The organism is Cohnella phaseoli, from assembly GCF_003386235.1.
Taxonomy (GTDB): domain Bacteria; phylum Bacillota; class Bacilli; order Paenibacillales; family Paenibacillaceae; genus Cohnella; species Cohnella phaseoli.
Genome location: NZ_QRDZ01000023.1, coordinates 60,471 through 73,518 on the forward strand (window position 1 = coordinate 60,471; position 13,048 = coordinate 73,518).

Sequence of the window (13,048 nt, forward strand, 5' to 3'; positions counted from 1 at the left end):
TCGCACGCCTGCAGTGCGGCCGTTGCCGTTATCGGCGCGCCGATTCGGCGTAAGCCGTCTCGTTCATGCGCAGCGTGGTTTCCGGAACGTCAAGCGACTCCGCCAAATCGGGCCGATAATTGGCTTGCTCCGCCGGACGCACGCTCCACGGCTCAAGCCTTCTCGCCAGCCCGCGCAGCTCCTCCGGATCGGCTGAAGCCGCCGCCCCTTGCCGCGCCGTCCCATCTTCGCTGAACAATGATGAGGCATAGCGTTCCCCGCCATCCGACGCCATGCAGACGACCCGTTCGCCCGGCAGCAGCTCTTGGGCAAGCTTCAGGGCGACGAGCGCGCATGCCCCGCTTGACGGTCCTACCAGAATCCCTTCGTGGCGGGCCAACGTTCGGGCGGCGAGAAACGCTTGATCGTCGGGAATTTTGTAGGCGCAATCGATAAGCTCCAGATCCAGGTTGGTTGGCGTCCAGCTCAGGCCGATGCCGGGAATCCGGTACGGGTTCGTCTCTCCGCCGAAGATGGAGGAGCCGATCGCATCCACTCCGACGATCTTCGCCTCCGGAGCCTTCTCGCGGATATACCGCGAAATGCCGCCCAACTGTCCGCCGGTGCTGACAGCCGCGACGAAGGCCGAGATCTTGCCCGAGCAGGCGTCCATAATCTCGCGTGCCGTACTGCGAAAGTGCGCTTCTCCGTTCAGCAGGTTAAAGCATTGGTCGGGGCGGAAGGCGTCGGCCGTTTCCCGCGCCAGTTTGTTCGCGAGCGCGATCCGGGTTTTATGGTAGCTTCCCGAATCGTCCTGCTCCGTGACGACGATAATTTCCGCTCCGAACGCATGCAACAGCGCCAGATTGGCGTCCGTCGTCTTGGGATCGACCAGAATAAGGACGCGATAGCCTTTGGCCGCTCCGATCATCGCCAGCGAGATGCCGAAGTTGCCGCTGGAGGACTCGATGATTGTGCCTCCAGGCCGCAGCAGACCTCTGCGTTCGGCTTCCTCGACGATGTACAAGGCCGGACGATCCTTGACGCTTCCTCCGGGATTGAAACGTTCGTATTTCAACAGCACCTGGGCTTCGCCGGCCCGGTTTGTATTCGGAATCGTAATGAGCGGCGTACGGCCTATCGTCTCCAAAATTCCTCTGATCATAGATGGGCCTCTCCCCTTTCCTTATCCTAAGCCGGCCTCCAGCTCGCCGGCGCATTGCAGCAGCAATCGAGTATAAGGCTGACGGCTTTCGAGATGCAGCGCTTCTGCCGGCTTCACCTCGCAGAAGCTTCCTTCGTTCATAACGGCGATGCTGTGGCAGAAGGAGCGCAGCACCCGAACATCGTGCGAGATCATGATCATGGCAAAGCCGAATTGACGATGCAGCCGCTGCAGTAAAGCGAGAATTTGCGCCTGGACGCTCATATCGAGCGCGGACACCGCCTCGTCGCAGATTAGCACGTCCGGCTGCAGGATCAGCGTTCTGGCAATCGCAATTCGCTGGCATTGGCCCGTGCTGAGCTGCGGCGGCCTTCTCTCCTGCAGCTCGTCGGCAATTCCGGCCTCGTTAAGATAAAACCGGGCCAGCGCTTCCCGCTCCCGCCGGCTCCCGATACGCAAATAACGAAGCGGCTCCTGAACGAGCTGCACGGCGGTGCGACGCGGATTCAGACTGGCCCTGGCATCCTGGAACACGAGCTGGATACGTCTGCATATTTCCCTCCTCGCCCTGCCGCGCAAGCGGACAACGTCCGTTCCCCGATAGAGGATGCGGCCTCCGTCGGGCCGTTCCAAGCCGGCGATACACCTGGCCAGCGTCGACTTGCCGCAGCCGCTTTGCCCCAGAATGCCGACGATATCCCCGCGGTGCAGCGTCAGATCGAGCTGCCGAAGCACGGGCTTCTTATGGAAGCTCTTGTCCAGACGGGCGATTTCCAGCACCGGCTCGGAAGCCGTCGGCATCTCGTCGGATCGCCGCGGGGCATCCGCGATCCGCGAGCGCGAGGCGATCAGCTTGCGCGTATACGCGGCTTGCGGCCGGGAGAGTACGGCTCGGGCTTCGCCCTCTTCCTCGATGACCCCTCGGTTCAACACGATGATGCGATCGCTGACCGCATTCGCTACCGCGATGTCGTGAGTAACGAGCAAGATAGCGACGCCGTGCTCCTCTCGCACCCTCCTCAGCAGGTCCAGCACCTCCTTCTGGCTGACCGTATCGAGCGCAGAGGTCGGCTCGTCCGCGATCAGCACGGCCGGCTTCAGGCAAAGCGACAACGCGAGGCACACTCGCTGACACATGCCCCCGCTCAGTTGAAACGGATAGCGGTCCAGCATGGCGGTCGGATCGGAGAACCGGAGCTGTGCGAGCAGCCTGACTCCGATACCGTCGGCTTCCTTGGCGGATGAGGCAAGCCGGTGGAATCGCAGACTTTCCCGGAAATGCGCTCTAACGGTCAGAAGAGGATTAAGCGCCTGCTGCGCGTCCTGGAACAGCAAGCCGATCTTTCTGCCGCGAAGCTTGCTCCAAGGCACGCCGTTCGCGGTCAGATCGACGGCCGCGCCGTCGCCGACAGTCAGCTCCCCGCCGCCTATCGCGGCGGATGGGGGCAATAGGCCGGTCATCGCCTTGGCGATCGTCGATTTTCCCGAGCCGCTTTCTCCGAGCAGCGATACGATTTCACCTTGGCCCAGCGCTAACGAAAGCTTGCCGAGCACCGGGACGGGCCGACCGTTCTGGGTGTATGAGACCTGCAAATTATGGAGCCGCAATGCAGCCGGGCGGTTCAGCTTTGACATCCGCATCCCTCCTAGACGTCCGATTTTTCGTACGGATCGAGCCGATCCCGCAAGCCTTCGCCGATCAGGTTAAACGCCAGCACCGTCAGCACGATAAACAGAGCGGGGCCGAGCAGAATATGCGGCGCCTGCAGGAAATGATCGCGGCCGTCCGCGAGCATGCTGCCCCACTCGGGAGCCGGCGGCTGCGAACCGAGCCCGAGGAAAGACAGCGCCGCGACGGACAGAATGAGGCTGCCAAGCTCGAACGTCGCCAGCACGAGGGACGGGCCGAGCGCTTTCGGCAGCAGTTCCCGCAGCAGCAGCGAAGCGCTCGATGCGCCGAGCACGCGGGCCGCTGCGTAGGACGTCTCGCTCTTGGCGTGCAGAGCGGCGCTGCGAGCCAAGCGCGCGAAGCTTACCCACCATACCGAGACGACCGCAAGCAGCAGATGAACGAGGCCGGTGCCGAACAGCGCCGCGACAAGCATTGCCAGCACCATAAACGGGAAAGCGAGCAGCACGTCGATCAGACGCATCAACGCGGCGTCAAGCGCCGACCCGTGGAACATCCCTGCCAGCAGGCCGACAAGCAGACCGATTGCCAGCGCCGCGGCGAGTGCGGTCAAGGAGGCCAGCAGCGTGCTTTGTCCGCCGTGCAGCGCGCGGGACAGAACGTCTCTGCCGAAGCGGTCCGTGCCGAGCGGATGCTGCAGGCTCGGCTTCTCGAGCCTTTCGGACGCTTGCTGCTTCAGCGGATCGTGCGGGGCGAGCCAAGGAGCGCCGAGAATCGCGACCGCCAGCAGACCGAGCAGCGCCAGCCCCGCCAGCAGGCTGAGGGCCGGTCTATTGGAATTGTAAGCGAGCTTGTTCATGTTCATAGCGCCTCCGCCTTGTCTTTGCCGGCGATTCGGGGGTCGAGAAACCCGTACGCGACTTCCACGACGAAATGAATCAGAACGACTAACGAAATCATGACGATCGCATACCCCTGAATGACTGGATAATCCTTGAGCATAATGCCGTCCAGTGCGTATTTCCCGATTCCAGGCCACGAAAAGACGCTTTCGATGACGACGGCCCCGCCGATCAGCGCCGTCAGCGACAACGCGATCATCGTGACGAGGGGCAGCAGCGCGTTGCGCAGCGCGTGCCGGACGACATGCCTGCGATCGAGACCTCTCGCCAGCGCGGAAAGCACGTAGGTTCGACCAAGCTCGGACAGCAGCTGGGCTCTGACGAAGCGGGCGAATTGCGCGGCCCCGAGCAGGCCGAGCGTCGCCGCGGGCAGCCATAATCTGCCCGGACTCGCTTCGCTGCTGATCTCGTACGCGCCCAGCGTGACCGCAAATAAGGACAGCAAGGCCAGACCAATGACAAATGCCGGAGTCGAAGCCAGCGTTACGCAAGCCAGCCGAATGACGTTATCGGCGAGTTTGCCGGCTTTAAGCGCCGACGCCGTTCCGAGGAACATACCGAGCCCGACCTGCACCGCCAAAGCGGAGACGGAGAGCGCGAACGTCGCCGCCAGCCGTTCGGCAAGCTCCTCGCTGACGGCCCTTCCCGTATAGATAGAGGAGCCGAGGTCGGCCTGCAGCAGACGCTTCAGCCAAGACGCATATTGCGCGGCGACGTTCTCGTTCAAGCCGAGCTCCTCGCGCAGCTGCGCAGCCTTGCGGTCCAACAGTTGCGTATCGCTCAGCGCAACGTCGGTTCCCGAGCCGAGCAGCAGCTTGACCGGATCGCCGGGGGCGAGCCGAACGAGCACGAATAAGATCAGGGTCGCTCCCAGCAAGGTGACCAGAGCCTCCAGCAGTTTTCGCACGATCAGTCTGCGCATGGGCGTCAGCCTACTTCGCTGCCACGCTCAGATTGGCGTTCACGACGTTCTCGAACTGCCGGAAATGCGGGACAAAGCCTTGCAGCCGCTTGCTGACGGCAGTAATCTGCGGACGCGGGAACAGGCTGACAACCGGGGCCTGAAGCGCGACATGCTCGTTGATCCGCAGCGCCAATTGGCGGCGCGTCTCCTCGTCGGACGCCTCCGACAGTCCGGATAGCAGACCTTGGGTCTCCTTATCGTCGTATCCGCCGTAATTGGCGCTTCCCTGCGGCGAATACTGCCCGGACAACAAGGCGAATTCCTCTCCGAACGTGCTCCACGCCTCGATCGAGGCGTCCCAATCCCCGGACTCGCGCGCCGTCTCGATCAGGCTGTAATCTCCATGCCGCACTTCCGCCTGAATGCCGACTTGCGTCCACTGGTTCTGCAGCGCTTCTCCCAACGCCTTGTCTCCGCCCCATGTCATCAGCAACACAGTTAGCGGCTCGCCGTCCTTGTAGCGGATGCCGTCGGAGCCGAGCTGCCACCCCGCCTCTTCCAGCAGCTGCGCCGCCTTCTCCGGATCGGACTTGTCGTACACCGCACTGCGGGCCTCGGCGTAAGCCGGATTGGAGCTTAGCCAAGTCGCGACCGGAAAGCTCTGCCCTTCCGCGGCCAGCACGACCAGCTCTTCCCGATTCAGCGCCCAGGACAGCGCCTGCCTCACTCGGACGTCCTGAAGCTGCGGCCGGCTTAAATTCAAATAGATCGTCTGCGTGTTGGCCGCCGGCGTCGCTGAAATTTCCGCTTCCGAACCGTCCTTGAACTGCGTCAGGCTCGTCGGGCTCACGTTTAAAGCGACATGGCTTCGTCCGCTCAGAACGGACAGCACTCTCGTCTGCTCGTCGGCGATCTCCTCGTAGACGACCCGCTCGATCCGCGGCTTCTGTCCCCAATAATCGTTATTGCGCTCCAACGTCATTTTTTGTTTGGGCGTAAACTCGACTACCCGGTACATCCCGGTCAGGTCCATCGTACCCACCGCATCGTGCTTGGCCTCGGCATTGTGAAGGATCGTCTGATAGTAGGACAGGTTAAGCGGCACAGGCAGATGCTCCCGTTCGGTGCTTACCCGGATCGTCAGCTCGTCCGCCTTCGCGAACGTCAGCTCCTTCAGGAACGGCTGCGCTTGCGGATCCTGCGATTTGGAGCGCTCCAGCGAAGCGATTGCCGCGTCGGCGTCCAGCGCCCGCCCGCTCCAAAAACGGATTCCGGGCTTCAGCTTGATCTCCCATGTACGCGCATCCGTCTCCGTCGCGCTTTCCGCCAGCTCGGGCACGACCTTTCCATCCGCGTCCACCTTGAACAGCGCCTCTGCAGCGCCGATATTGCGCAGGTAACTGGATGTCAGCGGCTGGACGGGGTCCAGCGAGGCTGCGATCTCCTGTCCGGCCACGATCAACTCGGTTTCCTCTTGCGGGACTTCCGCGCTCGCGCCCTGCGAAGCGGCTTGTTCCGCTTGATCGGCTTGGCCCGCTTGGCCGGTTTCGCTGCCGGACTGTGCGTTATTATTGGCTCCCGAGCACGCCGTAAGTGTAATCATTACGGTTAGAAAAAGAAAAAAAAGCGATTTTCTCATAATTTAGATTAGCCTCCACTCATTCATGATCTTATTTTCCACTGAGCTCGTAACCGTACACCTGCGTAGCTCCCGCGCTGAACTGCGTGAACGGGAACGGCTCGGCGAGCAGCGCTGTTACGCCCCGGCCGACGAATCGCGCGACGATTGCGCTCCCCGTCTGAGCGTACACGGTCAACGGAATCCGCTTTTCCCGCACGCGCTCCAGCACCCGGCCGAACGTTCCGTTGCCCAGCGTCATGCCTGTGCAGATCACGTTATCCGCGCGGTCGAGCACCTTCTCCATATCCTTCTCCACCGCTTCTCCCCACTGCGTGACCTCCAATTGCAGGTCGCAGGGCAGACAGTTGCCGCCGCGCTCCCGGACGGCCTCCGCCAAAGGATTGACCACACCGATCAGCGCCACGTTCTGTCCGGGCGATATGAAGGCCATATCCGCGATCCGTGCGTCGCGCTGTCTAGCTTTGGCGATCGGCGTCCCGGCGGCGATCTCCGACATGCGGGAGCAGTGCTCGGCATGCGGGAGGACGACGCCCAAATACGCATCCATTGCCGCGATCCGCACGGGCAGCTTCTCGTCGCGCAGCGCGTCGGCAAGCGATAGCCCCGACAGCCGTTCCGCGACGCTGCCGTCCGATTGCTCTTCCGTATGCGAGCATGCTCCGAAATAACCTTCCGATCTCAGCAGCAGGTAGTGATTGCGATACTTGGTCGGCGAGGACGGGAACTGCGTCGTCTGGTATATATAAGAGGCTCCGGTTACCGGCAGATTCTCCGGCGCCGTCCCCCATTTTCCCGCTAAAATTTCTTCCCGCAGCTCTTCTACCGCCCCGCTGTCGACTATCAACCGCCGCTTCACGCACGACTCCCTTCCGGCTCGAAACGGATAGCGAGGCGTTCAAGCGCCGCTTCCGCATACCTTCTGGCGTTAGGTCCCGCTTTGTCCTCGGCGATCGCGTGTCCCAGATAACAGGCGTTGTCGATCGGAGCGGCGACCGCCTTGCCCGCGCAATCCGCAATCGTATGGCGGACGATGCGCTCGTCGGCGTCCAGCGTGCCAAGTCCTTCGATGCGCGCCACGGTTCCGCCCTGCGGAGGGACGAGGAACATGACTGCGGCGCTCGCGATGCCGGTGTCTGCCGGAGAGATGGAAGGAGCGAGACCGAGGGACAGTTCGACGAAGCAGCGCAGCAGATCGACGCCCGTTACCCTTTCGATCAATTCCACTATGTAGTTGCCAGCCGTTCTAGGGTTGATCTCGACAACTCGCGGTCCCCGGGAAGTCAGCTTGACCTCCGTATGAGCGATGCCGCGATCGAAGCCGACAGCCTGCAAGGCGCTTCGGACATACCGCTTCACCGCCTCTTCCGTCGCTGCGTCGAGCTTTGCCGGGAACATATGGCCGTTCTCGATAAAATAAGGAGCGCCGGTCACCGACTTGTCCGTAATGCCGAGAATCATCGCGTCGCCGTCGCGGCTTACGCTCTCAACGCTGATCTCCTCGCCGTCCATGTACTCCTCAAGCAAATACGCGGGCTCGCGCGGCTGATCCCGGAAATTGAGCGGGAACGCTTCGAGCGCCCGATAAGCCTCCTTCAGCTCATCGCCGCTGCGGATCAAGCGGACGAACGCGCTGGAGGCCAAATCCACCGGCTTGAGCACGAGAGGATAGCCGATCGCATCCGCAGCCTTCTCCGCCTCGTCCCACCCGTAGACGAGGCGATAGCGCGGATTGTCCACTCCCGCAAGATCCAGCGCCTGCCGCATCAGATGCTTCTGCCTCGCCTTCTTCACCTCCCGCGGAAACGGACAAGGAAGACCAAGCGCCCGGGCGACCTCCACTGCCGTTTCGATGTAGTAATCGCATACCGTTATGACGCCGTCGAAACGGTACGACCTCAGCCGTTCGATCAAGCTCGGAACGTCGTTTGTCTCCACTTCGAGCACCTCGTCCGCATACCGGAAAACCGGATGGGCCTCCCCGCTGAACGAGCTCCCGTAATGCGCGGGCCTGCGCGTCACAAACGTGTAGCTGTGCCCCATCTCCTTCAGAAGCGGCGGCAGCAGAACACCGCTCGCCCCGACCCAGCTTTCGATCATTAAAAGATGTGCCATCGTATCCTCCTTGGTTTTATTCGTAATTATTACGATTAAAACGAAGTATACAATGCTGTGAGAATGATTGTCAATTGTTTGCTAGAAAGAAATTTAGAGCTAACCTTGAGGATAGGCGACGTCGGCGAAACGGTTTCTCTGGCGGGGATTTTGCGACTTGCAGTAATTTCTAAGCCGAACCAGCGAGCTTGCAGCATGCATTCTCATCTTTTCGCACACTCTAAGCCGAACCAGCGAGCTTACAGCGCACATTCTCGTCCTTTGCACACTCTAAGCCGAACCAGCGAGCTTGCAGCACGCATTCTCATCTTTCGCACACTCTAAGCCGAACCAGTGAGCTTGCAGCACGCATTCCCGCCTTTCGCACACTCTAAGCCGAACCAGCGAGCTTGCAGCGCACATTCCCGCCTTTCGCACACTCTAAGCCGAACCAGCGAGCTTACAGCGCACATTCTCGTCTTTCGCACACTCTAAGCCGAACCAGCGAGCTTACAGCGCACATTCTCGTCTTTCGCACACTCTAAGCCGAACCAGCAAGCTTACAGCACGCATTCCCGCCTTTTGCACACTCTAAGCCCAACCAGCGAGCTTGCAGCACGCATTCCCGCCTTTCGCACACTCTAAGCCGAACCAGTGAGCTTGCAGCACGCATTCCCGCCTTTCGCACACTCTAAGCCGAACCAGCGAGCTTACAGCGCACATTCTCGTCTTTCGCACACTCTAAGCCGAACCAGCGAGCTTGCAGCCACGCATTCTCGTCTTTCGCACACTCTAAGCCGAACCAGCGAGCTTGCAGCACCGGACAACGTAGAATAAGAGGACTCGCAGGGTAAGCTTTCTCCCCGTCGAGTCCTCTGCCTCGTCCTAGCCGCTCCATCCATCCGGCTACCTCGCTCGTTCGCATCGTCTCGCAACCACCGCATATCCTTGACGGTCGTTCACGTCGTCTCGCAACCACCGCATATCCTTAGACGGTCGTTCACGTCGTCTCGCAACCACCGCATATCCTCAGACCGCCGTTCAAACCTTTCGAGTCTCCGGCTCGAAACGGCTTCAAGCCCTATGCCTCACCGCTCGCACAGCTTCGCGTCCTCTAGCGTTCCCACCTCGGGATCCAAGCGGAGCGTGCGGATCTCGAAGCCGTTCAACCGGACTTCGTGACGGATGCCGAGCGCCGGAATCGACACGTTCGTCGTCTGCGCGGAGCCGGTCGGTTCGAACAGCCTCAAGATGTAGCCGTCGCCGCGCTCCTCTTTCTTGAACGCGCTAAGCTGCGCTGTGCCTCCCTCAAGGCGGACGAAGGCCCCCGGCTTCTTCCCGTCGCCAGAAGGGAAGAACGACAGCGCGAACGGTTTCTCGTTACGCATGTCGGCCTCGCGGTCGACGACGGCGCGTCTCTCCGCCAGCGGTCCCGCGTTGAGCCAGAACGTATACAGCCGCTCTCCCTGATCGATTCTCGGCGAGAAGCGGTCCTGCGGCAGCAATGGCCGATCATAGATCGGATGAGCGCAGTAGCCCGGGCTTCTCAACAACGACAGGCGCATTTCTCCGTTCCGGCAATCCGAGCCGTAGATGCCGTTGTTGATACAAGTCACCGCCCGGTTCTCTTCCTCCGACTGGACTGCGACCCATTTCTGGGCGACCGCCTCGTCGCCATTAACCGGCAGCTCCTGTGCTCCGAAAGCGGTCTGTCCGACGTACGCTCCGTCCTGCAGCACCGTCGGAATCGACAGCTTCAGCATCTTGTCCTTCTCGTTCCAGAACACCCGAACGTGCACCTCGAGCTCCGTTCCCTGCTTAGGCAGCTTGTAGGTCAGAACGATCGCGGACTCGCGGTAAGCCAGTACAGCCTCGACGACCGTGCGGACTTCTCCGTCCTCGATAACCCGCACGGAGGGCAGCAGCCTCTCTTTTACGCCAGAAAAATCCGTTCCCTCTCCCGGCTTCATCAGCGTAAAAGCGCCGATATCCGGCGAGAATGCATGCGTATCCATCCTCCAAGGATCCTCGTTGTCCTGTACGACAATCGGCCGGAAGGCGCCCGGCAGCAGGAACGACTCGCCCCCGACGGCATATTCGTCGATCAGACCGGTGGCCGCGTTGATGACGACGGACAGCTCGCCATTCGAGAAACGGAAGACTCCGTCCGACGCCTGTAGCTCCGGCTCCGGCTTGCGCTCCAGCATTTCGATGCGGCAATCGAAGCGGTTCATCGAGGAAGGAGCGAGCTCGGCTTCGAAGACGACCCGCTTGCGCCAGTCGAGCGTCAGACTGCTGAGCTCCTTCTCCGGCTGGCTCGGAATGCGCGCGCCGTCGCGGTAGACGACCGGCAGCGAGAACTCGTCCTTCCAGTTCTGATCCTCCAGCATGAACTCGCATTCGAAGACGCCCCGCACCGAAAAAGGATGCGGATTGTAGACGAGCACCGGATACTCCTTCAGCTCGGCTTTGGGTTGTCCGGCTGCAAGAGCAAAGAACGCTCTCGCTTTCAAGCGAGCCGCAATCTCCAGTCCGTGATCGAGCAGGCGCAGTGCCGATTCCTCGGCGGGCTGTACGGAAGTGCCCGGCAAAATATCGTGAAACTCCGCCAGCAACAAATCCTTCGTCGCTTCGCGCAGATCGTCCGCCGGATAGGCGAGACCCGTCTGCAGCGCGGCGGTCGACAGCATTTTCTCCGTCATATACAGCTCGTTCTCTAATTGCCGGTGCTTCTGCTTAATGCGGATCATCGACGTGTAGCAGCCGACAAAGCGCGGGTTCAGATCCCCTTCGTAAGAAAGAAATTCCTTCGTGCCGCGAACCTCACGGAAATAGGCTTCCGGCGTGGAATGCACGATGTCGCATTCTTGAGAGTCGTCCATCAGCTCGCGAATCTTCCTTAGATCGATGCGGGAAGGGCCGCCTCCGTGGTTGCCGACGCCCCACAGCACCATCGTCATCGATCCGTCCGGAATTTCCTCCCGCAGCCGTTCGATCTTGAGATGCGCCTCTCCCAACTGCGTGTTGTAGCCGCCCGCGATGCGGTGCGCGATCACCTCGCTGCCGTTAAAGCCCTTCCAAGCGAACTCTTGCGCGGGAGCTTTGTCGAAGCCGTCGGGACGCATGAAAATGTAGGAATCGTAGCCTGCCTGCTGCATAATCTGGACAAGCCCGCGCGTATGGCCGAAAGAATCGAAGTTAATCGCCGTCGTCGGCTCGACGCCGAACTTGTCGCGGAAGTACGTTTTGCCGAGCAGCATCTGGCGGACGAACGATTCTCCCGAAGGCATGTTGCAATCCGGCTGCAAATACCAGCCGCCCATGATGTGCCATTTTCCTTCGCGGACCAATCTCTGGATTCTCTCGAACAGCGCCGGCTCGTATTCTTCCACCCACTGATAGAGAATGACCTCGTTATGGTTAAACACGTACCCGTCGAATTCCTCGCAGAAATCCGCCGCGGCGCGGAAGGTCGATACGGCGGCGGCCGCTCCTTCCTCCCACTCCCACTGCCATACCGGATCCAAATGGGCGTTGCTGATCAGATGAAGCTTTTTCAAAATCATCCCTCCGATTCGCATAGTCGCTTTCACTCTCATTGTCACGCAGCGGCGGCCGTTCGGTAAATCGACTATTCGCATCATTAGTTGTTCTATTATGATAGGATAATAGAAAACGCGATTCGTGCCGGGAGGGACGATCATGGACATTCAACGCTGGAAGCTTGAGCTTCCTGCCGTTTTCTCCAAGCTATGTCGGGAAATTCGGATTAACGATACGGTTGTCGATTGGATCGATATCATTTTTGAACAAGTCGGCAGCGCCAGCAAATGCCCGCCCCATTCCCACACCTGGTTCGAATTCAACTATGTACTGAGCGGACGGATGCAGACCCGGTTCCGCGACCGGCTCGTCACGATCAACGAAGGGGACTTCTTCCTCATTCCGCCGGGACTCGTCCACTCCCATACGTATACGAAGGGCAATCCGCACGAGGGCATCTGCTTTCGCTGGCGTATTCGGCAGGCGGAGGACTCCGTCGCAGGGAACCGCCGCGAGGAAGATTGCGCAGATAGCTTAAGGGACGATGGCGATAGCGGCGGTCACGAGAGCGACTATGTTGGCGGTTTGGGTCAAGATGACAGCGGCAGCGGGAAGTCGGAACTCAATGAATCGGGACTCTATGCCGAGCTGGAGCGACTGCGCAGATGGAAGCCGGGCGGGTACATGGACCGCTACGGCATCCGGGAAATTTTGCTGCATTTTTTCGAGGAAGCGTTAGCCGGAAGATCTTCGCTGTCCCTGCAGCTTATTTTGCTGCGGTTGCTTGAGGAGATCGCTGCGATCGCCCGTTCGGAGCGGCACGAGCAAGAGGAGCCGGAGGGCCCGAAGGATCAGCTGATCAAAAAAATCGAGGTGTACTTGGAAGATTTCCGGGGCAAGCAGTTTAACGTGGCCGAGTTGGCCGCTTCGCTGCATATGAGCTACGGACATCTCTGCCGAGTGTATAAACAAAGAACCGGTATCACCCTGATCGAGAGGATGAACCGGCTCCGTCTGGAGAAGGCGGCCGCTCTGCTGCGCGAGCCCTCGCCTCCGCTAATTAAGGAAATCGCCGAGATCGCCGGCTTCCCCGACCTCTATTACTTTAGCAAAGCGTTCAAAAAAAGGTTCGGCGTCAGCCCCTCCTCCTACCGGAAGCAAAGCGACGGGCCGAGTTAGCCGGATGGATGCG

The 13,048-nt window shown here is 60.5% G+C and carries 10 protein-coding genes; 1 reads left to right on the forward strand and 9 read right to left on the reverse strand.

Annotation, left to right across the window (positions count from 1 at the left end):
• Positions 1–28: 28 nt before the first annotated feature.
• The 9 genes from DFP98_RS25065 to DFP98_RS25100 form a co-directional block, all read right to left on the reverse strand.
• Positions 29–1,144 (reverse strand): PLP-dependent cysteine synthase family protein, encoded by a 1,116-nt coding sequence (locus DFP98_RS25065; protein WP_116063368.1) that lies wholly within the window; start codon positions 1,142–1,144, stop codon positions 29–31.
• Positions 1,145–1,165: 21 nt separating this feature from the next.
• Positions 1,166–2,779 (reverse strand): ABC transporter ATP-binding protein, encoded by a 1,614-nt coding sequence (locus DFP98_RS25070; protein ID WP_116063369.1) that lies wholly within the window; start codon positions 2,777–2,779, stop codon positions 1,166–1,168.
• A gap of 11 nt (positions 2,780–2,790) precedes the next feature.
• Positions 2,791–3,633 carry an ABC transporter permease gene (locus tag DFP98_RS25075; RefSeq protein ID WP_116063370.1) on the reverse strand — a complete coding sequence of 281 codons (843 nt, stop codon included), beginning with the start codon at positions 3,631–3,633 and terminating at the stop codon, positions 2,791–2,793.
• A 2-nt stretch (positions 3,634–3,635) separates the two neighbouring features.
• Complete coding sequence (locus DFP98_RS25080) at positions 3,636–4,598, reverse strand: ABC transporter permease (protein ID WP_116063371.1); 963 nt, start codon at positions 4,596–4,598, stop codon at positions 3,636–3,638.
• A gap of 10 nt (positions 4,599–4,608) precedes the next feature.
• Positions 4,609–6,219, reverse strand: a complete 1,611-nt coding sequence (locus DFP98_RS25085; protein ID WP_246016692.1) for an ABC transporter substrate-binding protein — start codon at positions 6,217–6,219, stop codon at positions 4,609–4,611.
• 31 nt (positions 6,220–6,250) lie between these two features.
• Positions 6,251–7,078, reverse strand: coding sequence for a Rossmann-like domain-containing protein (locus tag DFP98_RS25090; RefSeq protein WP_220377166.1), 828 nt, complete (start codon positions 7,076–7,078; stop codon positions 6,251–6,253).
• Entirely contained in the window at positions 7,075–8,334 is a 1,260-nt protein-coding gene (locus tag DFP98_RS25095; protein ID WP_116063372.1) for an ATP-grasp domain-containing protein, read from the reverse strand. Before DFP98_RS25095 ends, DFP98_RS25090 begins: the two co-directional genes overlap by 4 nt.
• 670 nt (positions 8,335–9,004) lie before the next feature.
• Positions 9,005–9,238, reverse strand: coding sequence for a hypothetical protein (locus tag DFP98_RS38730; protein WP_147310273.1), 234 nt, complete (start codon positions 9,236–9,238; stop codon positions 9,005–9,007).
• Positions 9,239–9,401: 163 nt separating this feature from the next.
• A complete protein-coding gene (locus DFP98_RS25100) occupies positions 9,402–11,873 on the reverse strand; it encodes a glycoside hydrolase family 38 N-terminal domain-containing protein (RefSeq protein WP_116063435.1) in 2,472 nt (823 codons plus the stop codon).
• A gap of 142 nt (positions 11,874–12,015) precedes the next feature.
• Between DFP98_RS25100 and DFP98_RS25105 the strand changes: the two genes are divergently transcribed.
• Complete coding sequence (locus DFP98_RS25105; RefSeq protein WP_116063373.1) at positions 12,016–13,035, forward strand: AraC family transcriptional regulator; 1,020 nt, start codon at positions 12,016–12,018, stop codon at positions 13,033–13,035.
• Positions 13,036–13,048 lie beyond the last annotated feature (13 nt).

Coding starts and splice junctions, on each gene's coding strand:
- DFP98_RS25065 (WP_116063368.1), bottom strand. CDS start 1,144: ATGATCAGAGGAATTTTGGAGACGATAGGCCGTACGCCGCTCATTACG.
- DFP98_RS25070 (WP_116063369.1), bottom strand. CDS start 2,779: ATGTCAAAGCTGAACCGCCCGGCTGCATTGCGGCTCCATAATTTGCAG.
- DFP98_RS25075 (WP_116063370.1), bottom strand. CDS start 3,633: ATGAACAAGCTCGCTTACAATTCCAATAGACCGGCCCTCAGCCTGCTG.
- DFP98_RS25080 (WP_116063371.1), bottom strand. CDS start 4,598: ATGCGCAGACTGATCGTGCGAAAACTGCTGGAGGCTCTGGTCACCTTG.
- DFP98_RS25085 (WP_246016692.1), bottom strand. CDS start 6,219: ATGAGAAAATCGCTTTTTTTTCTTTTTCTAACCGTAATGATTACACTT.
- DFP98_RS25095 (WP_116063372.1), bottom strand. CDS start 8,334: ATGGCACATCTTTTAATGATCGAAAGCTGGGTCGGGGCGAGCGGTGTT.
- DFP98_RS38730 (WP_147310273.1), bottom strand. CDS start 9,238: ATGCGAACGAGCGAGGTAGCCGGATGGATGGAGCGGCTAGGACGAGGC.
- DFP98_RS25105 (WP_116063373.1), top strand. CDS start 12,016: ATGGACATTCAACGCTGGAAGCTTGAGCTTCCTGCCGTTTTCTCCAAG.